33 protein-coding genes and 1 riboswitch are annotated in these 25,096 nt (G+C 59.8%); of the genes, 28 read left to right on the forward strand and 5 right to left on the reverse strand.

Translation table 11 applies throughout. From position 1 onward, the window contains the following. Nucleotides 1-73 precede the first annotated feature (73 nt). Nucleotides 74-295, reverse strand: coding sequence for a DUF1128 domain-containing protein (locus EAV92_RS00735; protein WP_123039323.1), 222 nt, complete (start codon nt 293-295; stop codon nt 74-76). A gap of 120 nt (nt 296-415) precedes the next feature. Here EAV92_RS00735 and yyaC point away from each other — a divergent pair, with 120 nt between their 5' ends. From yyaC to EAV92_RS00775, 8 genes are all read left to right on the forward strand, one after another. Continuing rightward, on the forward strand, nt 416-931 hold the full coding sequence (gene yyaC / locus EAV92_RS00740) for a spore protease YyaC (RefSeq protein WP_123039324.1): 516 nt from the start codon (nt 416-418) through the stop codon (nt 929-931). Between the two features lie 25 nt (nt 932-956). Continuing rightward, on the forward strand, nt 957-1,763 hold the full coding sequence (locus EAV92_RS00745; protein ID WP_241158395.1) for an alpha/beta fold hydrolase: 807 nt from the start codon (nt 957-959) through the stop codon (nt 1,761-1,763). Continuing rightward, nucleotides 1,756-2,418 (forward strand): DUF6483 family protein, encoded by a 663-nt coding sequence (locus EAV92_RS00750; RefSeq protein ID WP_123039325.1) that lies wholly within the window; start codon nt 1,756-1,758, stop codon nt 2,416-2,418. Before EAV92_RS00745 ends, EAV92_RS00750 begins: the two co-directional genes overlap by 8 nt. Next, nucleotides 2,415-3,608, forward strand: coding sequence for a class I SAM-dependent methyltransferase (locus EAV92_RS00755; protein ID WP_420888796.1), 1,194 nt, complete (start codon nt 2,415-2,417; stop codon nt 3,606-3,608). Before EAV92_RS00750 ends, EAV92_RS00755 begins: the two co-directional genes overlap by 4 nt. A 138-nt stretch (nt 3,609-3,746) precedes the next feature. After that, nucleotides 3,747-5,402: a histidine kinase N-terminal 7TM domain-containing diguanylate cyclase gene (locus tag EAV92_RS00760; RefSeq protein ID WP_123039326.1), complete on the forward strand. Its 1,656-nt coding sequence runs from the start codon at nt 3,747-3,749 to the stop codon at nt 5,400-5,402. Nucleotides 5,403-5,435: 33 nt separating this feature from the next. Beyond that, a complete protein-coding gene (locus tag EAV92_RS00765; RefSeq protein ID WP_123039327.1) occupies nt 5,436-6,119 on the forward strand; it encodes a GGDEF domain-containing protein in 684 nt (227 codons plus the stop codon). Between the two features lie 74 nt (nt 6,120-6,193). Beyond that, a riboswitch (cyclic di-GMP riboswitch) is annotated at nt 6,194-6,284 on the forward strand. Nucleotides 6,285-6,393: 109 nt separating this feature from the next. Continuing rightward, a complete protein-coding gene (locus tag EAV92_RS00770; protein WP_123039328.1) occupies nt 6,394-7,095 on the forward strand; it encodes a PilZ domain-containing protein in 702 nt (233 codons plus the stop codon). Nucleotides 7,096-7,197: 102 nt separating this feature from the next. Beyond that, nucleotides 7,198-9,339, forward strand: a complete 2,142-nt coding sequence (locus EAV92_RS00775; RefSeq protein WP_164472583.1) for an O-antigen ligase family protein — start codon at nt 7,198-7,200, stop codon at nt 9,337-9,339. Here the strand turns inward: EAV92_RS00775 and EAV92_RS00780 are convergent. Both EAV92_RS00780 and EAV92_RS00785 read right to left on the reverse strand, forming a co-directional pair. Next, the gene (locus tag EAV92_RS00780; RefSeq protein ID WP_123039330.1) at nt 9,304-9,615 is read right to left on the reverse strand and encodes a dehydrogenase; all 312 of its coding nucleotides are present in this window, start codon (nt 9,613-9,615) and stop codon (nt 9,304-9,306) included. The genes EAV92_RS00775 and EAV92_RS00780 overlap by 36 nt on opposite strands. Before the next feature lie 99 nt (nt 9,616-9,714). Continuing rightward, nucleotides 9,715-10,173, reverse strand: coding sequence for a cupredoxin domain-containing protein (locus EAV92_RS00785; RefSeq protein ID WP_123039331.1), 459 nt, complete (start codon nt 10,171-10,173; stop codon nt 9,715-9,717). Between the two features lie 165 nt (nt 10,174-10,338). Between EAV92_RS00785 and uptA the strand changes: the two genes are divergently transcribed. From uptA to EAV92_RS00835, 12 genes are all read left to right on the forward strand, one after another. After that, entirely contained in the window at nt 10,339-10,950 is a 612-nt protein-coding gene (gene uptA, locus EAV92_RS00790) for an undecaprenyl phosphate transporter UptA (protein WP_123043492.1), read from the forward strand. 28 nt (nt 10,951-10,978) lie between these two features. After that, nucleotides 10,979-11,545 carry a thioredoxin family protein gene (locus EAV92_RS00795; protein WP_123039332.1) on the forward strand — a complete coding sequence of 189 codons (567 nt, stop codon included), beginning with the start codon at nt 10,979-10,981 and terminating at the stop codon, nt 11,543-11,545. Between the two features lie 6 nt (nt 11,546-11,551). After that, nucleotides 11,552-12,181 (forward strand): MBL fold metallo-hydrolase, encoded by a 630-nt coding sequence (locus tag EAV92_RS00800; RefSeq protein WP_123039333.1) that lies wholly within the window; start codon nt 11,552-11,554, stop codon nt 12,179-12,181. 176 nt (nt 12,182-12,357) lie between these two features. After that, nucleotides 12,358-13,080, forward strand: coding sequence for an SAF domain-containing protein (locus EAV92_RS00805; protein WP_123039334.1), 723 nt, complete (start codon nt 12,358-12,360; stop codon nt 13,078-13,080). Beyond that, a complete protein-coding gene (locus EAV92_RS00810; protein WP_123039335.1) occupies nt 13,077-13,913 on the forward strand; it encodes a CpaE/TadZ family protein in 837 nt (278 codons plus the stop codon). The genes EAV92_RS00805 and EAV92_RS00810 overlap by 4 nt, the downstream gene beginning before the upstream one ends. Further along, on the forward strand, nt 13,910-15,328 hold the full coding sequence (locus EAV92_RS00815) for an ATPase, T2SS/T4P/T4SS family (protein WP_123039336.1): 1,419 nt from the start codon (nt 13,910-13,912) through the stop codon (nt 15,326-15,328). Before EAV92_RS00810 ends, EAV92_RS00815 begins: the two co-directional genes overlap by 4 nt. Further along, nucleotides 15,316-16,257: a type II secretion system F family protein gene (locus EAV92_RS00820; protein ID WP_123039337.1), complete on the forward strand. Its 942-nt coding sequence runs from the start codon at nt 15,316-15,318 to the stop codon at nt 16,255-16,257. Before EAV92_RS00815 ends, EAV92_RS00820 begins: the two co-directional genes overlap by 13 nt. A gap of 19 nt (nt 16,258-16,276) precedes the next feature. Beyond that, complete coding sequence (locus EAV92_RS00825; RefSeq protein WP_123039338.1) at nt 16,277-17,149, forward strand: hypothetical protein; 873 nt, start codon at nt 16,277-16,279, stop codon at nt 17,147-17,149. Nucleotides 17,150-17,165: 16 nt separating this feature from the next. Further along, nucleotides 17,166-17,315 (forward strand): hypothetical protein, encoded by a 150-nt coding sequence (locus EAV92_RS24340; RefSeq protein WP_164472584.1) that lies wholly within the window; start codon nt 17,166-17,168, stop codon nt 17,313-17,315. Nucleotides 17,316-17,334: 19 nt separating this feature from the next. Beyond that, nucleotides 17,335-17,481 (forward strand): hypothetical protein, encoded by a 147-nt coding sequence (locus EAV92_RS24345; protein ID WP_164472585.1) that lies wholly within the window; start codon nt 17,335-17,337, stop codon nt 17,479-17,481. Continuing rightward, nucleotides 17,478-17,903 (forward strand): hypothetical protein, encoded by a 426-nt coding sequence (locus tag EAV92_RS00830; protein WP_123039339.1) that lies wholly within the window; start codon nt 17,478-17,480, stop codon nt 17,901-17,903. The genes EAV92_RS24345 and EAV92_RS00830 overlap by 4 nt, the downstream gene beginning before the upstream one ends. Nucleotides 17,904-17,954: 51 nt before the next feature. Then, nucleotides 17,955-18,440, forward strand: coding sequence for a hypothetical protein (locus EAV92_RS00835; RefSeq protein WP_123039340.1), 486 nt, complete (start codon nt 17,955-17,957; stop codon nt 18,438-18,440). A 14-nt stretch (nt 18,441-18,454) separates the two neighbouring features. Here the strand turns inward: EAV92_RS00835 and EAV92_RS00840 are convergent, their stop codons facing one another. After that, nucleotides 18,455-18,808, reverse strand: coding sequence for a hypothetical protein (locus EAV92_RS00840; RefSeq protein WP_123039341.1), 354 nt, complete (start codon nt 18,806-18,808; stop codon nt 18,455-18,457). A 156-nt stretch (nt 18,809-18,964) separates the two neighbouring features. Between EAV92_RS00840 and EAV92_RS00845 the strand changes: the two genes are divergently transcribed. The 8 genes from EAV92_RS00845 to EAV92_RS00880 all read left to right on the forward strand — a co-directional run bounded on the left by EAV92_RS00845 (nt 18,965) and on the right by EAV92_RS00880 (nt 23,848). Next, the gene (locus tag EAV92_RS00845) at nt 18,965-20,173 is read left to right on the forward strand and encodes a M24 family metallopeptidase (protein ID WP_123039342.1); all 1,209 of its coding nucleotides are present in this window, start codon (nt 18,965-18,967) and stop codon (nt 20,171-20,173) included. Between the two features lie 191 nt (nt 20,174-20,364). After that, nucleotides 20,365-20,904 (forward strand): sigma-70 family RNA polymerase sigma factor, encoded by a 540-nt coding sequence (locus EAV92_RS00850; RefSeq protein WP_123039343.1) that lies wholly within the window; start codon nt 20,365-20,367, stop codon nt 20,902-20,904. Then, complete coding sequence (locus tag EAV92_RS00855; protein WP_123039344.1) at nt 20,885-21,232, forward strand: YxlC family protein; 348 nt, start codon at nt 20,885-20,887, stop codon at nt 21,230-21,232. Before EAV92_RS00850 ends, EAV92_RS00855 begins: the two co-directional genes overlap by 20 nt. Further along, nucleotides 21,229-21,477, forward strand: coding sequence for a hypothetical protein (locus EAV92_RS00860; RefSeq protein ID WP_123039345.1), 249 nt, complete (start codon nt 21,229-21,231; stop codon nt 21,475-21,477). The genes EAV92_RS00855 and EAV92_RS00860 overlap by 4 nt, the downstream gene beginning before the upstream one ends. A 3-nt stretch (nt 21,478-21,480) precedes the next feature. Continuing rightward, on the forward strand, nt 21,481-21,681 hold the full coding sequence (locus EAV92_RS00865) for a PLD nuclease N-terminal domain-containing protein (protein ID WP_123039346.1): 201 nt from the start codon (nt 21,481-21,483) through the stop codon (nt 21,679-21,681). A gap of 1 nt (nt 21,682) precedes the next feature. Continuing rightward, a complete protein-coding gene (locus tag EAV92_RS00870) occupies nt 21,683-22,591 on the forward strand; it encodes an ABC transporter ATP-binding protein (RefSeq protein WP_123039347.1) in 909 nt (302 codons plus the stop codon). After that, nucleotides 22,588-23,364, forward strand: coding sequence for an ABC transporter permease subunit (locus EAV92_RS00875; RefSeq protein ID WP_123039348.1), 777 nt, complete (start codon nt 22,588-22,590; stop codon nt 23,362-23,364). Before EAV92_RS00870 ends, EAV92_RS00875 begins: the two co-directional genes overlap by 4 nt. Before the next feature lie 103 nt (nt 23,365-23,467). Continuing rightward, nucleotides 23,468-23,848, forward strand: a complete 381-nt coding sequence (locus EAV92_RS00880; protein ID WP_123039349.1) for an ATPase — start codon at nt 23,468-23,470, stop codon at nt 23,846-23,848. 63 nt (nt 23,849-23,911) lie between these two features. Here the strand turns inward: EAV92_RS00880 and EAV92_RS00885 are convergent, their stop codons facing one another. Then, nucleotides 23,912-24,967 (reverse strand): EAL domain-containing protein, encoded by a 1,056-nt coding sequence (locus tag EAV92_RS00885; protein WP_123039350.1) that lies wholly within the window; start codon nt 24,965-24,967, stop codon nt 23,912-23,914. Nucleotides 24,968-25,096 lie beyond the last annotated feature (129 nt).

Below are 25,096 nucleotides of genomic sequence, written 5' to 3' on the forward strand. Positions count from 1 at the left end.
ATTCTGCACAAAACAAAACCTCGAAAGCGAGCCCGCTTTCGAGGTTTTCTTGTTCTCCTGATGCCAAGCTCCGTCAGCTCCGCAGCCGTCCCAACTCGGAGACGATCGCCTCGACTTCGCTGATGCTGAAACGGTCCTTGGAAATCACCATATCGTATATGTCCTTGAGGTCCTCGTATTTGCCGGCGTCGAAGCTTGAAGCCTGCATCGCGGACCCGGTGGCCATGCGAAGCTTCGTTTTGATCGTCTCGATCATATATTCCACGTTGGCTTGGGTCGGTTTCGATAAGTCCATGCCGATCTTCCTCTCGCGTTTGGGGATGCCTTTATTGTATCACAGGAATTGGCGTTGCGCGTTCCGGCATGGTAACCTGAAGGAAATGAACCGCTGGGCGGGGAAGACGGGGAACGAGGAATGCGGGAGGTATGGCCGGATCGGCCGATCCGGGTGGACGGGCCGGGGATGGCGGCATTCGCGCGGCAGATCGCGGAGCGCCATCCGCTTGGAGAAATGACTTTTCTATGCATCGGTACGGACCGGTCGTCCGGCGATTGCTTGGGACCATGGGTCGGAACCTTGCTGGAAGAAGCAGGATTCCCGAAGGTCATCGGAACGCTGGCGAACCCCTGCGACGCGGATCGGCTGCCGGAAGTGATTCCGGCGCTCCCCGCGGCGGGTAAAATATTAACGGTGGACGCCTGCCTCGGACGTCCGGAATCGGCGGGCTTCTACCTGGTGGATGCGGGCCCGCTCACGCCGGCCCGGTCCGTCGGCAAGAAATTCCCTCCCCTCGGCACTTACAGCGTGGCCGGAATCGTGGGGGCGGCCGGGCCGAAGCCTTACCGGGCCTTGCAAACCGCGTCCGTATATCGCGTCATGAACATGGCGCGCGAAATCGCCGACGCCCTCGTCCGGGGCTGGCTGCCCTAACTATCGAACGAAGGATGTGCTGAGCATGCAAAACGCGGATTCCAACATGGATTACCTGCCGGCATTCGAACACAAAGGGAGCGGCGTACCGATCGTGCTGCTGCATGGATTTTGCGGGAGCCGGCGCTATTGGTACGATGTCCTTCCCGTTCTCTCCTCGCATTATCACGTCATCGTGCCCGACTTGCGGGGCCACGGCTCCTCGCCGGTATCGGAAGGTACGTATACGATGGAGCGGCTGGCCGACGACACGCTGGCGCTGCTTGACCGGTTGAAAATCGAGAAAGCCTTCGTGTTCGGCCATTCTCTCAGCGGCTATTCCACGCTCGCTTTCGCGGAAAAGTATCCGGAGCGTCTTCTCGGCTTCGGTCTCGTTCATTCCACTCCGCTTCCGGATACCGAGGCGGGGCGGGAAGGGCGGTTGAAAGCGGCGGCTCAAATCCGCGAAGAAGGCGTCCAAGCTTTTGTCGACGGCCTCATTCCCAAGCTGTTCGCGCCGGAGCACCGTACCTCGATGGAACAGAAGGTGAAGGCGGCCAAAGATATGGGTTACGCTACGTCGGCGGAAGGCGCGATCGGCTGCGCGCTCGGCATGCGGGATCGGCCGGACCGCACGGACGTGCTCATGCGCACGGATCTTCCCGTGCTTTTGCTGGCCGGCGAGTTGGACGAGGTCATTCCGGAGGAACGCCGATTTCCGGTAGCACACGCCAACATTACCGCGGTCACGCTGCCGGGCGTCGGGCACATGGGCATGATGGAAGACCCGGCCCGGTTCGCGGATGAAATAGCGGCCTTTATCGAAAAGAGCAGGGGGAACGAGGGTGCATGAACGGGACTACCTGATGCGTTTGATCGCGCGGGCGGCTTCGGCGCTCGGGGCGGTCATGGGCCTTCGGGAACAGAAAAAGCCGGATCAGGCGATCCAGGAAATCAACGAGTTTCTGGCCCGTGAGCTGCGCATGCGGAGCCGGATCGCGATGGGCCTATCCGATCAAGAACTGCTGTCGATGCTGACGGCGGGCGGCGTGCCGAATGCGGAATCGGTTGCGGTGATCGCCGCCTTCCTTCAGGAGGAGGCCGAGGTGCTGACGGATCTCGGCCGGACGGAAGAGAGCGTGCCGCGGTTCGCCAAGGCACTGCGTCTGAATCTGTACCTCATGCGGGAAAACGGCGGATTCGACGGCTGGAACATCGAGGAGAGAATCGGGCGTCTGCTCGATTCCCTCGCGCCGTACGAGTGGGACGAGGAAACCGCGCGCGCCGTTTGGCCGTGGCTCGAAGCTTCCGGCAAGCTGTCGCAGGCCGAGGACTTGCTGTACGAGATGCGCGAGCGGTTCGGCATCGGACGGGAAGAAGGGCTGGCCTTCTACGAAAGGCTGGCTCTTCTTGACGAAGAGACGCTGCAAGCGGGAGGATTGTCCCGCGAGGAAGTGGAAGAAGGCCGCCGGCAATGGCTGGCGGCCGCGAAGGAGAATGCGGGATGAAGACGGGTAGCCAAGAGGGCGGCTGGGAGCAATTCCTGAAGATGACCGTGGCGGAAGAGCATTTGCTGCAGGCGACGTTCAGCCAGCCCAGGCGCAAGGACGGACAGACGGCGCGCAAAGTGTCCGTGCGTCCGCTGCGTCTCAAAAACGAAAAGTTCTATCAGTTCGAGAGGCTGCAGGACAACAAGGCGTTCCACGAGAACGTGCCGGAAAGCGAGGCCGGCGGCAAGCTGATCGAGACGATGTCGGAATACCGGCAAGCGCTGGTGAAAACGCCGGACGCCGACGTGCAGCTGCTGGCGAACAAGAAGGGCGCGGTCACCCTCCTGAAGGGCAAGCCGACCGGGAATCCGGCGAAACGGGAGACCTCGCATAACCGGGTCAAATCCTACGTCATTCCCGACGGCGAGCCCGTGCCGTTCCTCGTCCGCCTCGGCGTCATGACGCCGGAGGGCCGCGTCGTCAAAGCGAAGTACGATAAGTTCCGGCAAATCAACCGGTTTCTCGAAATGATCGCCGACGTGCTGCCCGAGCTGCCGCGCGGCCGTCCCCTCACCGTCGTGGATTTCGGCTGCGGCAAGTCTTATTTGACGTTTGCCCTATACTATCTGCTCGCCGTTAAAGAGGGATTGCCCGTGCGCATCGTCGGGCTCGACCTGAAGGCGGACGTCATTCGGGAATGTTCCCTCCTGGCGCAGGACCTGGGGTGGGACAATCTGAACTTCTCCGTCGGGGACATCGCGGATTACGAGGGATCATCATCCGTAGACATGGTCGTGACGCTCCATGCGTGCGATACGGCGACGGATGCCGCGCTCTTGAAGGCCGTCTCTTGGGGCGCCTCGGTCATTTTGTCCGTTCCTTGCTGCCAGCACGAGCTGTTCCGGCAAATCTCCCAGCCCGTGCTGAAGCCCCTGCTGAAACACGGAATCCTGAAAGAGCGTTTCGCCGCGCTGGTGACGGACGCCATCCGGGCGAACCTGCTGGAGACGGCCGGCTACAAAACGCAGATGCTCGAATTCATCGATCTGGAGCATACGCCCAAAAACCTGCTGATCCGCGCGGTAAAAGGAAAGCAGGGGGATGCGGACGATGCCCGGCGGGAATACGAGGCTTTCCGCGATTTTCTCTCGGTTTCTCCTTATATGGAGAGGGAGTGGCCGAAAGACTTGCCGGTCGCGGGGCGATAGGTGTTTCGAGCGAGCACAGTTTAGGAAAAAATTAGGGAAACCCGATTGTCGGAAAAAGATGGCATATGTTAAAATGGAGGGAAGCTTGTCTAACCGGAATTTTGAATAAGAGACCTTTCCAATGAAAAGGTGACCGCCTTGGCACTTTTCTGGCCCGATATGCTCCTCTTTGTCTCCCTGCTCATCTTGTTCGTTTGCGTGCTTGCGTTCAACCGGATCACGCAAACGCACAAGGTGTATTTGGCTTTTCATTTCGTGATGATGCTTTGGCCGTTCGGCCAATTCATGGTCAACACGACGGGGTATCTCCATTTTCAGGAAGCCTATATTAAGCTCGCCTTTACCGCGCTGTCGCTGCTGGGTCCGGGCTGGCTCGTTTTCGTTTTCTTCCTGACCGGCCGAGCGGCGCTTTTGACCGCATCCAAAACACTGCTGTATCTGCTGCCTTCTCTGCTCTGCGCGGCGGGCGTCCTATGGAACCCGGGGAACATCTTCATGACGCCGCAAGACGGCTCCTATCTCCATCACGAGTACGGCCCGTTTTTCTGGCTGCTCGTGGTCGTGGAGTTCCTCTATTTCATCATCGCGCTTCTGATCATGTTCCACGCATTGAAATCCGTCCATTCGCTGAATCAGCGCAAGCAGCTCGCGATCGCCGTCATCGGCATTTTCGTATTGACCGGTTTCAGCGTGCTGGACCTGCTGATCAACGTGCTGCTGGCTCCCTGGCTGCCGGTCATTCCGGGGATGATGTCCCTCGGCATCCTGCTGTCGGATTGCTGCTTCGTCGTCGCCATCTACCGGTACGGCATGTTCGACATCCTCAGCATGGCCCAGCGGGATATCTTCTCGCACATGACCATGGGGATCATCGTCGTGGACGAAAACGGCAAAGTGCTGGAAGTGAACCGGGGCGCCGCTCCGTTCGTCCATACGGCCAAGGGCGACGTGTTCGAGATGGAGAAATTCCTGTCTCCGCTGCACACGCAGGGAGAAGTTAATGAATTTCTGTATAAATACCGAAATAATCCTCAAGAGCGCATGCAAACCGAAATTACGCTCGCCGACAACATGACCCGCCACGTGACCATCCAGATTTCCCCGGTGCTGGACGACCGCAAATCGCTGATCGGGCGCGTGATCACGTTTCACGACGTCACGGAGCTGCGCAAGCTGGTCGACGAGATGAACCGGAAGAACGAAGCGCTGCACGAAAGGAACCTCGAGCTGGTCACGATCCAGGAAGAGCTGTTCCGGGTCAACCAGAAGCTCGAGCAGATGGCCATTACCGACGGCCTGACCGGCTGTTACAACCGGCGGTACCTCATGCAGCAGCTGGAGCACGAAGTGCTGCTGAACATGCGTTACCGGATTCCGTTCTCCGTGTTTCTGTTCGATATCGACCATTTCAAGCAGATCAACGACCGCCACGGCCATCTGGTCGGGGACGAAGTCATCAAGAGCACCGCCGAAATCGTGCGGGACAAGCTCCGGAGAACCGATATTCTCGCCCGGTACGGAGGCGAGGAATTCACGATTTACCTGCCGCATACGGGACGGGAGCAGGCGGAGCTGCTGGCGGAACGGATCATGTACGCCATTAACCATAACGAAGTGGCGGCCGGCTCCGAGAACGTCAAGATCACCATCAGCATGGGCATCGTGACGGAGGACGGAGACGATATCCGCTTCGAAGATCCCAAGGAATATTTGCGGGAAGTGTTTGCCCGCGCGGACTCCGCGCTGTATAAAGCGAAAAACGGTGGAAGAAACCGGGTCGTACTGGCCCATTAACGAAGTTCAGTTCGTCGTGTCGGAGGTGTCGGGATGAGACGTTTGGGACTATCGCTGGGGATCGGGTTGTCGATCGCGTTCAGCGCGGCCGTTACGGCCGTGCATCTCGCTTGGGGAAGCGGCCCGGATCAGGCGGTTACCGCGGCGTGGATCGGGCTTGCTTTCCTTGCGATCACGGTGCCTCTCGGTTGTTTTTTCGGCGTCCAATACGACAAGCTGAGAGGTTGGGCGGAGCGCGACACGCTGACCGGCGCCTGTACGCGCCGGTTCCTGCAGACCGGTTACCCGAGGCTCGTCGCGCAGGCGGACCGCAGACGCAAGCGGATGTCGGTGCTGCTCGTCGACGTGAACGATTTCAAGGCCGTCAACGACACGCTCGGACACGCGAAGGGCGACGAATTGCTCCGCAAACTCGCGTGCGGACTGATGAACGCATCCCGTCACGGCGAGATCGTGGGACGTTGGGGCGGCGACGAATTCCTGCTTCTATGCCCGTACGGCGACCGTTCGGCGCTCGAGGCGCTGAACCGGGCGATCTCGGAGCAGATCGCAGGCATTTCGGCGCAATGGAACCGGCCTTTGTCGGTATCGGTCGGAACGGCGGTCTACCCGGATGACGGAAGGGTGCTCGACGAGCTCGTGCAAGCGGCCGACCGAGGCATGTATGCCGACAAGCACCGTCGCAAGGAAGTTGTCCAGCAGCGGCTGAAAGCATAAAGAAACCGGGAAAAAAGTCTTACGCAAATAGACATGCATGTGGTAATATAGAATCAATATGACAGACTTGAGACGTCGATAATTGGCAAACTTGCCGAAAGGCAAGGACGCAAAGCTACAGGGTCTAACGTTCGCTCGTCGAACTACGACAGCCTGGCTGCCGAATCGTCCCGTACACCGTACATAGGGATTTTGGCGAACAGGCTGCTTCCGATCGGGAGCCGCCTTTTTATTTTACATAGACAAAGTGAGATAGGGAAAGGTGGTCGCTGGCATGAGAAACGGTTGGAGCTCGCAGGCCGGCCTGGCGAGCGCGAACGGGGATCTGCTTCCGCTGAATGTCCTGCTGCATTGCCGGACGGTGGTGGAATCGCAAAATTTCGTAACGACCGGCCTGATGACGCACGTCGAAGGCGAGTTGTTCGAGGTGGAGCTCAGCGAGTTCGAATCATTCGAGCTGGGCGAGAAAGTCAAACTGACGATTTACACGCCGGCGGGCATCCAGACGTTTCCGTCTACCATTTTCGCGAAATACGAAGGCGCGATCGCGCTCATCCAGCCTCCCGAGGTGCATAAGAAATTCGAGGAGAAGCGCGAGCATCCCCGCGTTGAAGTCAGCGGCAGCGTGCAGCTCGTCGACGTTTTGGATAAGGAAGGCAATCCGGTCGAAGTGACCCTGCGGAATATCAGCGTATCCGGCATCGCATTCGAGGCGCCGGACCTGCCGGCGTTTACGAAGGAAGCCACAATGAAAGCGACCGTCGGTCTCGGCTTCGAGTTCAATTGCGAGCTGGAAATCGTGAGAAGGGATCGCCAGGAAGAAGGCTTGATGTGCGGCGCGAAAATGAAGCTGCTGGAGCCCGATATGCTGCGTCCCCTGCGCGCGTTGATCCTTCGCCAGCAGGTGGAGCGGAACGTCCGCACCCGCAAAGAGAACGAGAACAAGAAGCATACCGCCGTTTTCAAAAAAGCTTGATCGGTTAAGGTCGTCCATATTGCTCAATTCCGGCAGGTCCTTCATACTGGACCTGTCGTTTTTCGTGTTTACGGCATGCGTAGATTCGGAGGATTCAGGATCGTGAGAAAGTTCGGTCATTTCGCCGCTGCGGCGGTGTTGGCGGGATTGCTCGGGTGGTCGGCCTGGCGATTTGGGCTGTTTTACGACGATGACGCGTATTCGGCCGAGCTCCTCGTATTCGCCGCCGTGCTGGCGGGATTGCCATGGGTTGTGTGGGGCCGTAAGGAATCCTTGCCTGCCGCGGCTTTGTTTCCGCTGGGCGTGGCTGCTTGTTACGGCATCACCCTGCTGATGGGTCCCGCTTCCTACTCCGGAACGGTAGATTCGATGCTTCGGTGGACGGCGTTTGCCGGCTGGCTGACTTTGTTGTCCTTGTGGGGGAAGAAGCCCGGTCATCGGGGATGGGGAGAAGCGGCCATTCAGGCAATAGGTTTGTTCCTGCTCGTCGGAGGCTGGCTGGGTTGGTTCGGATGGCTGTCTTTTCCCGAGATCGTGCTCCGATTCGACGACCCCGAATTGTCCGCGACCGGCGTTCGTCTGGCCGGATTCCTGCAGTATTCTAACGCGTACGCCGCGGTTTTGGCTTTCTTCTTGCTGCGGCAATGGCAGGGATGGGCGGGGGCCGGCAAGCTGAGGGCGATCGCGGCGAGCTTGTCCGCCATTCCCTATGCGGGGGCGATCGCGTTAACCGAATCCAGGGGAGCGATTGCCGCTCTGCTGGCCGGATTCGTGCTGGCGCTGGTTTTCGCGGACGGGCGCAGGGAGAGGGGAAAACTGCTGCTCGTCGCGTGTTGGACGCTGCTTGGCGGCTGCGCGGCCGCGGGCGGTGCGCTTCGCGCCGTCGCCGCCGGCGGCTCTTGGGGCTGGTTGACGGCAGGTGTACTCGTTGCCGGAGCCGGCGCTCTGTATGGCTTGTGGCTGTGGACTTCACGGCGGGGAAAAGGGGAAGGCTGGCCGACAGTTATTCTGTGGGCGGGTGTGACGGTTTTGGCGTTGGCATTAGGTGCGGCTGCTTATGCGTGGATGGGGAGCATGGGGAACGGCAGCCGCCTGTCCGGCGGAGAGTTCGGCACCGCCGCTTCGCGCCTGCTCTTCTACCGGGACGGTTGGCGCATGTTCCTGGATTCGCCTTGGCTTGGCTTCGGAGGCGACAGCTGGCGATCTTTGTTCGGTTACTATCAATCCCAGCCTTACGTCGGCAGCGAAGTGCACAGCGGGTATCTCGATATGCTGCTGGATACGGGGTTGCTAGGGTTGGCCGCTCTCGCGGTAATGCTCGTCGTTTGGATTCGCCGGGTGTGGAAAACGCGGCGCGAGGCGCTGGCTCCCGCCGCGGTTCTTTTGCTGCATGCGGCCGTGGATTTCGATTTTTCCTACGCCTGGATCTGGCTGCTGCTGCTCGCGTGGTTTGCGCTGTTCTCCGCGAACGCGGAAGCCGGTCGGCCCGACGCACGCCGATGGCGGGCCGCCGGCGGAGTAGCCGCCGCGCTGCTGCTGGGCGCGTCGGCGTGGGGCCTGTGGGCGGCTTGGCATGGCCATGCCGCCGCCCGGGACTTGGCCGCCGCCCGGCGGACGGCGACCCCTGCCGCGCGCGAAGCGAAGCTGCGCGCGGCGCTTACGGCGAATCCGGCGCTTGTCCGGATTCGCTTGGCGCTCGCCCCGATCCTGCTGCAGGCGGAGGAGCGGGAGAGCGTGCTGGCGGCGGGACTGCGGTATGAACCGCAGTCCGCGCCGCTGCTCTTGCAGCTCGGCTTGGCGGAAGCCGAGCTGGGCATTGCCGCGCAAGCGGAGGTTCGCTTGCGCGAGGCGCTGCGGCTGGAGCGGTTCAGCCGCGAAGCACATGTCGCCGCGATCGCGGAGATGGCGCGGCTCTCGCAAGCGCTGCGCTTCCGCGGCGACGCAGCGGGCGCCCGCACGGCGGCGGAGGCGGCCGTCTCCTTCTACGAGCGGTTCGCCGCGCTCGCGCGGGAAGTGGAGGCGGAGCCGCATCCGGCCAACGGCCGGGGCTTCGCGATGGCGCCGTCCGCCCAGTTCAACGCCGCTCAAGCTTACGCGGACTTGGGCCGGATCCCCAAAGCGCGGGGGCTTCTGCTTGGCTTGATCTCCGCCGACTCGGACGGCTGGCGGGACGAAGCGGAGGAGCTGCTGAAGAAGCTGGACGAAGGATCAGCCTCCGAACGCGTCGCGGAAAGCCCGGGATAACTTGGCGGGCTCCACGGCCCACAGCGTTGCGATTTCACCGCAGACCGCTTCGTCCCACCAATCCGCGAGAAGCTTCCGGTTGCTGTGATTGAGCGTGATCCATTCCAAGTTGCCGATCACTTTCCTGTAATACAGTTCGACCGCTTCTTTGACCTTTTCGGGCGGCACGAAGAGTTTCAGCCTTTTAAGGGTCCGGTAGAGCTCGTTGTCGCAGGCACGGCGGATGCTTCGGGGAGTAGGGAGCGGAGTTTTGTGTTTTTCTTGGCCGTCTTTCATGGACTATTCTCGCCTCACTTTCCTGCGATACCTTATGCGGAGCAGGCCCAGGAAGCGACAAAGACGCCCTCGCGGGCGTCTTTTTTTGAATCTCGGATTTTATTGGACGACGATATAACCGACCATCGGGCCGCCGTTTTGCGGCACGTCGTGCGTTTGGCAGACGATCGGGTAGATGCCGGCCGCCGTCGGGGTGAACCGGATGGTCGTCGTTTTGCCTTTATGGACTTCGCCGCTGATATTGAGCCCTTCGATTACGAAGGGATGCGATTGGCCGTTGATGCCGGTAATGCGGAGCTCGACCGGTTGGTTTTTCTTCACGACGACGGTACCCGGGTCCCAGCGATAGGATTCGAGTTCTTTGCCGTTGTCCGATGTGGCTTTGAATTCACCCGTGACGAGCTGGAACACTTGCTTCTGGTCGGAGGCTGCGGGCGCGGTGGCCGCCGCGGGTTTGGATTGTTGCCAGCCGACGTACGCCCCGGCCAAAATGACCGCAACCGCCAAAAAGGCGTACAGCTGCATTTTTCTCCGTTCGATAAACACGACTTTACTCATGCCGTTCATTCCTCCTCAACTTTGTCCATCTACCGAAGCATATGCGACGGCCCGTCCCCGCATGACAAGCCTGAACGCATCGAAAGTGATTTCTCTCCGGTGGAAGAGCCCTCGCCGCCTATGCTAGAATGAGAAGGATTGGGAAATGGGAGAGAAAGCAGGTCGATAAGTTTGGTTCACGATATTTTGGCGCAGGCGCTGGGATGGGTGGAAAGCCTCGGTTATTGGGGCATTATCATCGGCTTGGCCATCGAGGTCATTCCGAGCGAAATCGTCTTGGGATTCGGCGGATACCTGGTATCCCAAGGCCACATCTCGTTCGTCGGGGCCGTTATTTGCGGGTCGATCGGCGCGGTGCTGCAGCAGTGGCTCCTGTACGCCATCGGCAAGTACGGCGGCAGGCCGTTTCTTCTCCGTTACGGCAAATACTTGCATATTAAAGAAAAGCATGTGGACGTCGCCGAACGCTGGTTCGACAAGTACGGGCCTATCATCGTGTTTACCGCTCGTTTCGTGCCGGTCATGCGGCAGGTCATTTCCATTCCGGCCGGGATGGCGCGCATGAATTTCACCGTTTACACCTTGCTTACGCTGATCGCCTCGATCCCGTGGTCGTTCCTGTTCGTCTGGCTGGGCTGGAAACTCGGCGACAACTGGGAGCAGATCGGCGAAGAAGCGGCTCCTTACACGAAAATCATTATCCCCGCGGCCATCGCGCTGCTCGTGATTTACGTAGTCTACGCCGTTTGGCGCAGCAGAAATAAGAAAACGGCTTGACCATTCCATTTCGAAAAGAGGAAACGAGATGAGTCAACAAATCGGGCACAAGTGGGGTCAAGGCATCGCGCCGCTCAAGTTCAAAGAGGAAATGACCAAAAACAAAGACGCTTTCGCGTCGTGGTACGACAAGTTCGAGTGGCCGGACGCGGAGCTGCAAGAATTCTTCGAATCGCTCAACAATCGGGACGACCTGCGCTGCCTCATTTTGGCGGCGGACTGGTGCGGCGACGTCGTGCGCAACGTGCCGGTCGTGCTCCGCGCGACGGAGACGGCGGGCATTCCGACGCAAATCCTCATCATGGAAGAGCATCTGGATTTGATGGATCAACACTTGACGATGGGCGGACGTTCGATTCCGGTCGTGTTCTTCACCGATACAGGCGGCGTCATTCTCGAAAAATGGGGACCGCGCCCGAGTTACATTCAAGAGCCGATGGTGGCGTTCAAGCGGGATAACCCGGACCGCGAAGCGCCGGATTACCAAGAGAAGCTGTCGGCCGCGCGCCAGGAGATCATGCGCCGGTACGGCGAAGATGCCGCCTACCAGACGCTGGTGCTGCAAGAGCTGCGCGACGTGCTGGCGAAGGTGTAAGCCGGCATGATGACTTTTCAGACCTTCACGCTCGGACCTCTCGGCACGAACGCTTACGTCGTGACGGACGCGGGACGGACGCGGGCGATCGTGATCGATCCCGGTACGCCGGACGCGGCTCTGATTCGCAGGCTGGACGGCTTTCAGGTAGAAGCCATTCTTCTCACGCATGCCCACTTCGACCACATCGGGGGCGTGGAAGAGGTTCGTCGCCGCTTCGGCTGCCCTGTGTTCATCCACTCGGCGGAGAAAGATTGGCTGACGGATCCGGCCAAAAACGGCTCTCTTCGCTGGCCGGAAGCCACCCCGCCCATCGCGGGTCAACCGGCGGACCGGCTGCTGGCGGACGGTGACGAACTGGAACTGCTGGGTGAAACGTTCAAGGTGCTGCATACGCCGGGCCATTCCCCGGGGAGCGTCAGCTTTCTGTGCGGCGATCTCCTGTTCGCGGGCGACGCGCTGTTTCGGCGTTCGGTGGGCAGGACGGATCTGCCCGGCGGGAATTCCGGTCAACTCGAACGCTCCATCCGGGAGAAGCTGTATACGCTGGCGGAGGATGTGCTCGTGCTTCCCGGACACGGTCCGGACACGACGATCGGGGAAGAAAAGCGGGAGAATCCGTACGTTCGCGCTTGACGGGCGGCATGTTGAAGTAAATTGAAAAAAGGGGCTTTACACCCTATAATGCATTTGATATAGTGAGCCTTACCAAGCTTTTCCTACAAAGCATTTCATGCATGACTGCGAAGCACGCAGGCTGCGGAGACCTCTCCGCGCCTGCGTTTTTTATTTTTCCGAAAGAAGGTGGAGGAATGAACCGGAAAAGGCAAATCGCGATCAGCTTGTCGGCCGCCGTGCTGTCCGGCGCGTTGGTATACGGCGTTTATGCGCTGCAGCTCAGGCAGGTCAAGCTCCAAGAAACGATAGAGGTCGTCGTTCCGAAGCGGTTCGTGCCGATGGGCGCGATGCTGGCGCTGGAGCATCTGGAGACCCGAACGCTGCCCCGCGCGGCCGTGACGGAGGACATGATCCTTCATCCGGAGGAAGCCGTCGGAATGGAGGCGTCCGCTCCGCTCGGGGCCGGAGAGCCGCTGCTTCGATGGAAGTTGGACCGCTATCGGCTGCTCCCCGGGGCGGGCGAAGCGACGTTCCAGATTCCGCGAGAGTATGTGAAATCCGTTTCCAGCGGCATTCGGGCGGGGGACACCGTTTTCGTGTATTTGTCGGACGAATCGTCCCCATCGCGGCGCCTGTTCGAACACTCCGTCATTGTCGCCGGCGTGAAAACCGCGGCAAACCTCGAGCTGGACAATCCCAAAAACCCGAATCTTCTTTCGATGGCCAGCGGCAATAAGGAAAGCATGTACGCTTCGCGGAGGGATGCGAACGGGACGATCGATTCGGTCAACTTGAATTTGACGGAAGAGCAGTGGCTGGCGATCGATTCGGCGTGCAAAACGGGCAAGGCCAAGCTGGTCGTAGCCTTCGATTCCTCCGGTTTGGGCGGCCAAGGTGAGGGGGAGACGGAGCGATGAGCGGAAGGCTGGCGGCATTTGCCGGCTCCACGCCGAACATCGGGACGACGCTTACCGCATTCGGGACCGCTTACCGGATCGCGGAGGCGACGGGCCGGAAAGTCGGCTTTCTGTGTCTGAACTTGAAAAGCGCGAAGACGCATCTGTACCTGGGCGTCGATAAGCCGCAAGTGACGCTTGACGGCTTGCGTCCGGAGCTGCGGGCGGGAACGCTGACCGCGGACCGGCTCTCCCGCTACGCCTATCGGCTGCCGAAGCTGGGCGGACTTCAAGTCCTGTTCGGCAATCTGGCCCGCGAACAGGCGGAGTATTACGAGCCGGAGGATATCGGCCGTCTGCTCGAAGCCTCCCGCCAAGCGTTCGATTTGACGATAGCCGATGTCAGTGCCTATTGGGACAACGCCGCGACGGTATGCGCAATGAAAAACGCGGATGACCGGTTTCTGGTGACGACCGGCAGCTTGAGCCATTTTCAGGAGGACGTCCAGCGATGGACGGGGCAGGTCGGTTCATTGTTCGGCCTTTCGGCCGAGCGATTCGGGGTGATTCTGCTGCAGGGAACCCACAGATCGACGGGAGGATTCGGAATGAAAGAGATTCGCAAAGAAATCGGCAGTCCGTCCTTTGCCGAGCTGAAGCTGCTCGAAAGCGTCCATCTTCAGCTGGACAGCGGAAGGCTGGACGAATGGCTGGCTTCCCAGGAACGGAATGCCGAAGTTTTCGACCCGGTTGCGGTGCCTTTATTACGGCGGTTGAATTGGGAAGAACGCCTGAAACTCACGGAGCGTCCTTGGCTGAAAAGGCTGATGGCGCATAGGCGGAAGGACGGATGAGCGGAGGGAGCGGCAAGTTTTCGGCCACAGCCTATGCTTCCGAACTGCAGCAGGCAGAGAACGGCGTGCGGGCAGCGGGGCTGGGCGAAGGTTCCGATGAAGCAGCCGGTTTGGCGCCCCTTCGTGCGCTGACCGATGAAGTTCGGCTGATGCTCGCTGCGCCTCGGGGGTGGAGCGAGGAGGAACGCCGGAAGTACGCCGAAAAACTGAACCGCGCCGTCATCGGGTTTCCGCAGGAGCGGGCGGAAATGCTCGCCGTCATCTCCGACTGGATCATCCGCAAACGGCTTCAGCACGTGAGCGTCGGCGGTCTTGCGTATGGCACGCTGGCGGAAGCGCTGTTCGCCGAGGTGATCGGCATGAATATGCTCGAGCTCGTCCTGCGAAACCGCGAAGGATTGGAGGAAGTGCAGGTTGTCGGTACTCGGATCTTCGAGGTGAGAGACGGTCGGGCGGTTCCGTCTCCGTATCGGTTCCAGGAAATCTCCCAGGTGGAGCGAATTCAGCAAAACCTCGTCCTGTTCAACAACGACCGCATCAACCCCCGAAAACGTTGGGCCGAAGTGGTGCTGCTGGACGGCTCGCGGGTGACGATGACGGGTTTCGGTTATACGGCTCAGCCGACGCTGACCATCCGGTTTTATACGGTTCGCCGTTTCGATTTGGACACGCTGTGCCGTCCGGAATACCGGACGATCGACGAGGACGTGAAGAGGCTGCTGTTGATCCTTGTGAAGAGCCGTTTCAACCTCGTCGTTATCGGATCCACCAATACCGGCAAGACGCACTTGATCAAAACCTTGATCGCGGCAATGCCCGACGAAGAGAGGATCGTCACGATCGAGACCCGCCACGAACTGATGCTGGCGCGCGACTTTCCCGGCAAAAACGTGGTGGAATACGAGGCGGACGAGGACGATGCGGTGCACGGGCCGCGGCAAGCTTTCAAGCTTGCGCTTCGGCAGTCACCCCAGCGCATCTGCCATGCGGAGATCCGCGACGAGGACGCGAACATTTACGTTCGCGCCTGCACGCGCGGCCACGAAGGCAGCATCACCTCCGTTCACGTCAGCTCGCTCGAGGACGTGCCGGATACGATCGCCGACATGTGCCTGCTCGATGGGCGCGGCATGAACCCGGTCCGATTGGCCAGAAGGATCGCCGAGCACGTGACGCATATCGGACTTGAAATGCGGTTGGTCGGCGGCGTGAGGAGACTCGTGCGAATCGGGGAGTTCTGCTGGGAACAAGGGGAGATCCGGGTCCGAGACCTCGTGAAATACGAGGAACAGGGCGACCGATGGACGTTTCCGGAGCGCTTTACGGCCAAGGGCTCCGAACGGATCAGGCAATGGGATCCCGAGGGATACGCTTGGCTGCGGGAGCGGGGAGGCGTGGAAGGATGTCCGACTTAACATTGCTTTCTTTGTGCGCGCTGCTGTTCCTACTTATGTTCGCGGGTTTGTGGTTCGGTTTGGCCGCGATTTGGGATCGGGTGGCGCTGCGGCATCGCTTGGCCGGCAGAAGAGTGTCGAAGCCGGGAAAACCTCCGGTCTACGACCGGGGAAGGCGAATGTTCGGCGGAGCTTACGTCCATATGGCGGACCTGCTTTCGGCGGTCGGCTGGGGAACGGCGCCGGGCGCGTTTTTCGCGGTGTCCGCCTTTCTGGGATGTTTGGGGTTCTCCGGCGGGTTGGCGCTGTTCCAAACGGGTCGTTCCGCCGCTTTGCTTGCCGCAATGATGGGCGGTCTGCCTTACGTGCTGCTTCGAATGCGCCTCGTCAGCCGTCAGATGGCGACGCGGCTGGAGTTTTTGCCGGCCGTCGAACTGTTTTACCAATGCTATTTGATTACGGGATGCCGCCACGTACGAACCGCATTGCAGAAAACGGTCGAGGAGCGGCGCCTTCCCGGGGAAGTGCAGGCCGTGTTCGGGCAGCTGTCCCGGCACCTCTCCGTGACCGGCAACGACGAGGAAAGCTTGCGCAGGTTCTCGCTCGCTTTCGGCCATCCATGGGCCGACTACTTCGGCAGCATCCTGAAGGTCGCTTTGACGGAAGGCAACAATGTGGCCGGAAACTTGAAGGAGTTAATCGGCGACATGCGCAAATCCCAGCTGGCGAACCAGCAGGAGCGCCATAAAATGCTCGAAATCCGGCTGGCCAACTTCACACCGGCGTTGTTTCTGGTTCTGTTTTTGGGCATCAATTTCCGGTTGAATCCGGAAGGGAGCTATCGGGCTTACGTGACGGACCCGACAGGCAGAGGCATGCTGCTGAATGCGTTGGCGCTGTTGTTCGGTTCACTGCTGATGGGCGTCTTTTTATCCCGCAGGAAGCTGTAGAAGAAAGGAGTTTGACTGGATGGCGGCGTACGAACGGTTTCTCCTTTCTTGGAGCGGTTGGCTGCCGGCGTTCGCGCTCGGCTTTGCCGGGTTTGCCGCGATTTTGAGAGGGGTGGTTTTCCGGCCGCGGCGCGCCCGTTGGAAGATTGCGCGCAAGGCTTGGCGCTCCTTGGACCTGCCTCCTTGGTTGGTGAAATTGTGCCGGGCGGACCGGGACAGCCAGGCATTGCATGAGCGCAAAGTACTGCTGGCGGGATGCGGGTTCCGGATGGATCCGGTCCTCTATCTGGCGTGGCGCAGAATCATTATGTGCTTACTCCTCGTTGTTTCGGCGTTGGGGTGGCGGCTTCACGAGCTGGAGTGTCTTATCGCCGCGACGTCCGCGGTACTCGCGGCATGGTTCGACGGGATGGCCTTGCATGCGTTAAGACGTTACCGCACGGACCGAATCCGGAGGGAACTGATCGCCGCGGGCAGCCAACTGCTCTACTACACGGGTTCGAGACTTCATCTTCACGGCAAATTGATGAGGTGTCTCCCGCTCACCAGAATCATCCGGCATGAGATGGGGCTTATGTTGAACGAATGGTACCATGACCCGGACAGGGCGCTGCGGATTTTTCAGGAGCGGCTGGGTACCGACGAAGCTTTCGGATTCTCGGAATGCCTTCGCTCGCTCAGGCTCCACGAGAGTGAAGAGGGGTATGATCTGCTGAGGGAAATGCTTCGCGAGTACAAGGCGAAAATCGAGCTGGCCCGGGATGGCCGCAAGGAGACGGCTTCCTATGCGCTGTTCGTGCTGGCGGGCATCCCGGTGCTGTATACGTTTCAAGTCTTTCTGTACCCCTGGGTGCAGGAAGCGGCCCAACTGTTCGATGCTTTGAATCCTTAGGAGAGGAGGAAGCAGGGTGAGGAATATTTTGATTACGGTGATGATGCTCATCGTCGTCGCGCTGATGTTCAACGCCATCATTGCCCAGGACAATACCGGGACGAGGGCGCGGATCGAGAACCAAGGAACGACCGCCAATACGACGCTCGGCAATTTGCAGCCGTAAGGCAAGGAGGGGACGAACCATGCGGCAATTGTTGATGACCGTGCTGCTGATCGCGACGGTCGTATCTTTGTACGCTTCGTCGGTTCAGGGCGAAGGCGGCATGCAGGAGAAGATCCGCGATTCGGGGAACCGGATGGCGGACGGGATTTCCCGCATCAGCCCATGAAGCAGCTGCTCGTCTTCGTCCTGTTCGCCGCGCTGTTTTGCTGGCTGATGTTTTCGCCGGTTTACAAACACGTGCTGGTCATCCGGCAAGCGCTGCTTCAACAGGAAGCGGACTACTTGCTGGAGGTCGGCGCAAGCGGCACATACGGTTATATCGACGGCGGGATGATCGCCGAATCTCGGGACCGGCTGGCTTCGCACGGCTTTCAGCCAGGGGGATTGGAATATGAGCTGTCCTCCACGACCGGAGTGCCGGCGGACGATTCGTTCTCCCCGCTTCCTCGTGGTGTCGGGTTAAAGCTGACGATTCGGTACCCGTATGACCGTTTGCTCGACATTGACCGGTTGATCGGTATCGCTCCGCCGCCGGAAAGCGCGCGTTTGTCCGCCGGAGGGATGAAAATGAGCGAGTATGTGCCATAGGGGATGAAGGGGCAGAATGGATGAGGGCCGTGGAGGGGGAAGGAGGAGCCCATGGCAAAGCTGGTCTTCGCCGTGATGATGACCGTAATCTGGTGGATGCTTCACGCTTTGCAGATGGACGAAGAGCTGGCGCTGGGAACCGTCCATGAAGCGAAGAGGGCGGTGAACCGGGCTGCTCACGCGGCTGCCCAGCAGGTGGACCGGGACAAGCTCGAGGTTGGTGAGCTCGCTTTGGACGCCGATCGGGCGGAAATGGCTGCCCTCGCCTACTTACGGGAAAACCTGCGCCTGGACGAGGGGCTTGCGCCTTTGCCGGGGAGTTTCCTGAAGGAACCCGTAAGAGTCCTGCAGTTTGCGGTCATCGGTCCGGAAGTAAGCTTCCCGTATACGTACAGGAATGACACGCTCGGATACGAAGTGACGCTGCGCCGTCCGGGCGTGGTGCTGATCGTTCATCTTGCGTTCCCCCGAATGTTCGGCGTCATATCGCCGATTGAATGGGATCTCAAGGGCTCGGCGGAAATGGTATACGTCTGAGGGTGGAACAAGAATCAGGATGCCATTTCCCGCTGTCTCATGACGTTCAGGAAACTGTGTATGCTGACGTACAGTGAACCTCCAATGAGCGCCGAGCCGATGCTGAACATCCCGATCAACGAAAAGAGTGTGCAGCAGACGCCGATGAAGAGACACCATTTCCAATTACCGCGAGTCACCAGGCAGGCGATCACGAGGAAGGTGACGAGGAATGCAATCCCGTATCGCACGAAAATCATCCCGTTATGATACTCGGCCGTCTGCGAATCGAAGCCATGCATATCCTGCCACCCGCCTGCAATGAGCCACACGGACCCCGCCATTCCCAGCAGCGCCCCCAGGACGCCGGTCACCTTCGCGATCGACACTGCGCTTCCCCCTCTCGGGTGGCTAATTCGTCGTCTTCATTTTACAGCACCATCCAGGGTGTGGAAATCCCACCGTAGTCCCGCTCACCTTGTCGTTGACGGCAGCTCTTCCTCTCTGTTCTAATGAGGAAAACGGCAACCAAGGAGAGACCTCCCATGCAAGCTTTTCCTCGCTCGGAAGCAGAAAGCAGGCTGAGCCGCTTACAACATATCATGCGAGAAGCGGGGGCGGACGGCTGTCTCGTCACGCAAAACGTCGGCATCTACTACTTCACGGGTTCGATGCAGACCGGCTACTTGTTCGTGCCCGCCCAAGGCGAACCGACGTATTACGTCCGCCGCAGCGTCGCGAGAGCGAAAGCCGAGTCGCTCGTCCCCACCGCGGAGTTGGGCTCGTTCCGGCAATTCGGCGCCAAGCTGGCCGCGGATTATCCGGCCATTTTCCCAGAAGGCACCCGCCCAACCATCGGTGCGGACCTGGACGTGCTGCCGGCGCAACTCTACCTGCGGCTGATCGAAGCCATCCCAGCCGCGGAGTGGAAGGACGCTTCCGCGTATCTCCGGCGCGTGAGAAGCGTCAAAACCGCACACGAAATCGAGAAAATCGGCAAAGCGGCTCGGGCGGCAGCCGATGCGTTAGACGAGGGCATTCGCCGGTTGCGAACCGGCATGACGGAGCTGGAGCTCATCATGATCATCGAGGAAGTCATGCGCCGGGCCGGCCATGCCGGCATCATGAGAATGCGGGGTTACAACCAAGAACTCGTCACCGGTATGGTGGCGGCGGGGGAAGCGGCGGCGGAGCCGACCTACTTCGACGGCCCGGCAGGCGGCAGGGGGCTCTCCACGGCGGTGCCGCAAGGCGCAAGCTTCCGCCCGATCGGAGCGGGCGAACCGATCCTGATCGACATCGGCTGCTGCATCGACGGCTATACGATCGACCAGACGCGCACGGCCGTGATCGGCACGTTATCCCCGCAGCTCAGAACGGCGTACGAAACGGCCGTCACCATTCTGCGCCGAACGGAAGAAAACCTGAAACCCGGCACCACGCCGGAAAGCCTGTACGAGCAAGCTTTGGCGATGGCGGCGGAAGCGGGACTGGCCGAACATTTTATGGGCTTCGGTGTGGATCAGGTCAAATTTCTCGGCCACGGCATCGGGCTGGAAATCGATGAATGGCCCGTTCTGGCCAAGGGATTTCGGGAGCCGCTCGAAGCGGGCATGGTGCTGGCGGTCGAACCGAAATTCACGTTCCCAGGCGTCGGCGTCGTCGGCATCGAGAATACATATCTGATCACGGAAGACGGCTCCCGTCAGTTAACGCTCTCGCCCGAGCGCCTGTATGAAATCACCGAAAGCTGACCATACAGAATAACAGGACTGCCCTGATCGTCATTGGACGAAGGGCAGTCTTTCTGTCGTTTTCCCGCCACTCGAAAAATTCCCCCAAAAATTTTTTAGAACCACGTGAACGATTTGAACTTCTCGGACGTATTAACGGCGTTCCGGAATGATCGGGAGAACATGCCAGGAAGGCAGGAACCTACGGACCCATGACGAACCGCATCGACAAACGTTCCGCCGCCGGAATTTCTTCCGACGAGAATTTAGCCGTACTGCTGCGCGAGCATTACGGCATGCTTTTTCATTATTTGCTCAAGGTGACCATGGACCGGCCCCTGGCGGAGGATCTGGCGCAGGAGACGATGGTCCGGGCAATCGAGCATTACGGCCGGTATGACGGAAGCTCCAAATTTTCGTCCTGGCTGATCACGATCGGCAGCCGATTGTACTTGGATACGCTCCGCAAACGCCGGCGGGAACGCGAGCATCTGTCCGAGGAGATGAGAAGCGGAGCCGCGCTCCGATTCGAAACGCTGTCCCGCGGAGGCGTTTGGAACGATTTGAACGAACTGCTGGCCGGCCTTCCGGATGATACCCGGATGCCGCTCGTGCTTAAACATTATTACGGTTACACGTATGAGGAAATCGGGGACATGATGTCGGTGTCTCCGGGCACGGTAAAATCCCGCGTCCATCATGCGATCCGCAAAATCAGGGAGGAGTGGAACGATGACGAAGCCATCGGATGACCGCCATCAGGAGGAACGGTTGCTCAAGGCCCTGAACGAGACTTGGGCGCAGTTGGACGCCGCTTTCGAGGCGGAACCCGCTCCGCTCGCCGATTGGACGGCGCTGGTCAAGCAAAGCAAGAGGCAGGCCAAAAGGAAGCTTTGGAGAGAACTCGCGATCCTTTGGACGGCTGCGCTCGGGATCTTGGGTCTGATGATCCTGCTGATGACCGGGATGCAAAACTTATTCTGGCTGTTCCAAGCCGCGGCCACCGTCGCCGCAGTTCCCTTGCTCATCTCGGAAGTCAAGCGGGCCGCGCGTATGGGCGGAGGGGGCAGCGCCTCATGAACAAAGTTCCGTTGAGTGAGGCTTGGCCGGTACTCATTCCGGTCGCGCTGCTCTTATTGGCCCAAGGCACGTGGCTTTTCCTGGATGCCCGCAAGCGGGGAGCGAGGGCGTGGTTTTGGGGACTTTGGGGATTTATCCAATTTCCCATGCCGACCGTCGTGTATCTCCTCCTACTGCGGTGGAAGGAACGCAAAAACAGGCACGAACACGATAGCAATCAAGCGACGAACGACACGGAGGAATGACGAATGGATGAAGCGTTGTTGATGAAAGCCCTGCTGCCTCTCGCGGCAGTCGAACTTATTTTGGCGATTACGGCCTTGATCTCGTTGGCGAAAGCGGAGTCGGTATTGGGCGGCAAAAAGTGGGTCTGGGTGCTGGTGATCCTTTTCATCCAGACGATCGGACCGATTCTCTACTTCACGATCGGCAAGAAAGGAAACGATTGACGTGTACCTACTCGAAGCAGAGCGCCTGACGCGGACATTCGGCACGTCACAGGCGGTCAAAGGCATCGATTTCCGAATCGGCGAAAAGCGTTGCGTCGCTTTGCTCGGCCCGAACGGCGCAGGAAAAACGACGACGTTGTCCATGCTGGCCGGCTTGCTGGAGCCGACATCCGGGACGATCCGTTTTCCCGGGCTGGAAGGTGACCGCCGCAGTTGGATCGGTTATCTCCCCCAAAATCCGGCTTTCTTCGGCTGGATGACAGGGCGGGAAACGATGGAGACGGCGGGCCGGCTTTGCGGGTTGTCCCCGAAAGAGGCGGCCGCCCGGGCGGAGGAGCTGCTCGAAACGGTTGGGCTGAAGGACGCGGCGCGCCGCAAAGTGTCCGGCTATTCCGGCGGCATGAAACAGCGTCTCGGGCTGGCCCAAGCGGTCGTGCATCGGCCGAAACTGCTGATTCTGGACGAACCGGTATCCGCGATGGACCCGGTCGGGCGCAGGGACGTGCTGGACATGATCCGGAGCTGGAAGCACGAAATGACGATCCTGCTGTCCACGCATATTTTGCATGACGCCGAACAGGTCTGCGACGATTTGATCCTGCTCCATAAAGGACAGGTGCTGGCGCAAGGTACGCTCGATGAACTGCAAACCGGCTCGGGACCGGCCGCGATCCGCATCAAAACCGCCGAAGGGGCGGCATCCAAGGCTTGGCTGGAGGCATTGCCGTCTTTACCCGGCGTGATCCGTTCCGAAGGCGAGAGCTGGGAGCGCAAGCTCCGCACGGATTCGGTCGACGAACTGCGTGCCCGCATCCTGCTCAGCGCGGCGGAGAATCGGATCCCGATTGTTCAGTTCGAAGCCGGATATCCGAGTTTGGAAGAATGGTTTATGGAGGCCGTGCAATCATGAATGCGTTTCTAGTCTTGTTGAACAAGGAGTGGACGGAAGCCGTCCGCACCTCCAAGCTGATCTGGCTGCCCGCCGTATTCGCGATCCTGGGGATCACCCAGCCGGTGCTCGCCAAGTTCATGCCGGATATTTTGAAATCCGCCGGCTCCTTGCCGAAAGGAGCGGTGATCGACATCCCGATCGCCGCCCCTGGGGAAGTGCTGGGGCAAACGCTCAGCCAATTCGGTTCTATCGGCATCCTCGCGGTATGTTTGGGTTTTATGGGCATGATCAGCGCAGAACGCCGGAGCGGCGCCGCCGCATGGGTGCTGGTGAAGCCGGTATCCCCGCTCGCCTATTTGCTGTCCAAATGGTCGGTGTCGATGCTGATCACGTTGGCCTCGTTCGCAGTCGGCTACGCCGCCGCCTGGTACGAAACGTCGGTACTGATCGGTACCCCCGATACCGCCTTGGCTCTAAAAGCCGGAATCGCATATGCGGGCTGGCTGGCGCTGATCGTCACGGCCGTGCTGGCCGCAGGCGCTTGGATGAATGCGCCGGCAGCCGCCGCGTTCATCCCTTTTGCCGGTGCAACCGTGCTGCAGATTGTCCAAGGATTCGGCTTTCAAGGGTTGAAGTTTCTGCCTTCCTCGCTCGCCTCTCAAGCGATTAACTCCTTGCGGGCCTCGGAGCCTCTTGCGGTTTGGGGCGCTTCCGCGACGACCGTCGCGGCGCTTGCCCTCTTCGTGTGGCTGGCGATCGGAGGAGTCCGGACGCGTCCGCTGAACGGATAGTTTCCGTTATCCGCATGCCAGACTTTCTACCCATTTGCACGGCGGGATGCTTTTTAGTAGGATGAGGGTATCACCGCGTTCAAACAGGGAGGGGGAGAACGGCGTGCTGAAACTGGGAGAGAGGATCATCGTCGTCGGAGACCGTTTCGAGCAAAACCTGCCGATCGGGGAATACGGCTATGTCATCGCATACGACCGCAACAACGACAGCGCCTTTGAATATATCATCCGCGTACCCAAGGCGAACAGGCAATTCTATGTCCCTTCTTCGGACGTGGAATTGGAAGAGACGCTGCTTGAGCTCGAGGCGGAACGCATCGAACGGGAAGCGCTCATCGACTTCGCGCTGGCGACCCGCAACGAAGAGCTGTTCAATCGGATCGTTCGCGGCGACGGGGGAGACCAGCCGCTCGAGGAACACGATAAAGAGGTGCAGAGCCGGGAGGATTTCATCCGTCAGGTCAACCTCAAAGCTTGGATCTGATTACAAAAAAAGAGTCGTACGGAGCGGTGATCCCGCTTGCCGTACGGCTCTTTTGCCGTTTATTTAGATTTTGGACAGCGACCGTAAGCCCGAAGCGGGTACCGGTGCCGCCAATCCGAACAAGTATCCCTGGAGCAACGGCACGCCGGCGCGGCGCAGCCAATCCCATTCCTGTTCGCGCTCCACGCCTTCGGCGAGCACGACTCCATGGAAGCGGGACGCCCGTTCGAGCAGATTCTCGATGTGGCGTTGTTTATCGGGATCTTGATGGCACCCGTTCACCCATTTTCGGTCCAGCTTCACGTAGTCCGGTTTGAGGCGGTCGATCATCTCGGCCGTGGAGTAGCCGGAGACGATGTCGTCCACGGCAAGCCGGATGCCTTGAACCCGGTAGTGGTCGAAAATATTCATGATTTCCGGATGATCCAACCGTTCCGTCTCCGCCACCTCGAACACGACATCCGCGGGATCGGTGCCCGTTTCCCGGATCGCGTCGAAGGTCCCCTTCAGGCAGCTTTCCATGCTATACAGGGAAGACGGCAGGAAATTGACGAAACGCTTCACGCCGGCGGGAAGATGGGCGGAGCTCATCCGGATCGCGGCATGCCGCGCCTCTCTGTCGAGAAAAGAGTGCTGACCGATTTTGCGGGCTTTCTCGAATAATTCCGACGGGCGGAACGGAGCTTGCTCGGGAAGCGGGCGAAGCAGGCACTCGTAGCCGACGATTTGCCCGTTCGGCTGAACGATCGGCTGCAAAAAAGTCGTAAAATAACGGTGCAGAATATATTCGGACACGCCGCGTCCGCCAACCGTCTCGAAGAGGGTGGAGAGCGGATTCCACGGAAGACCGTCGTCTCCGTACTTCAAACGGAAACGAATGTTGTCGGTCTCCTCGCGGAGCAGTCCTTTCTGCAGGCGGTTCAGCAGCTGCAGCAATTGGCGGTAGTTGTCGTAACGGAAAGATACGCCATCCAGCGTGCCGCTTCGGCCCGCAGCGTCGGCGAAATCCCGAATCGTGTCGTGAAGCCTCGGATAAGTGTCCAAGTCCTCCGTGGCGAACTCGATGACCCCCTCGTCCCGAAGCGGAGCCGTCGATGCGAAATGATAAGGTTCTAGCATGGCTATTCCTCCCTCTGGGCGGGATCGTGATGTTCATTAGTATTACCCCGTGCGGAGGAATATGAATCCGAACCCGCGCAAGGCGTCATTGAGTTCGCCCTGGTTGTCCGATATAATGATATGAATGAT

Origin of the sequence: Cohnella candidum (genome assembly GCF_003713065.1) — a bacterium.
GTDB lineage: Bacteria > Bacillota > Bacilli > Paenibacillales > Paenibacillaceae > Cohnella > Cohnella candidum.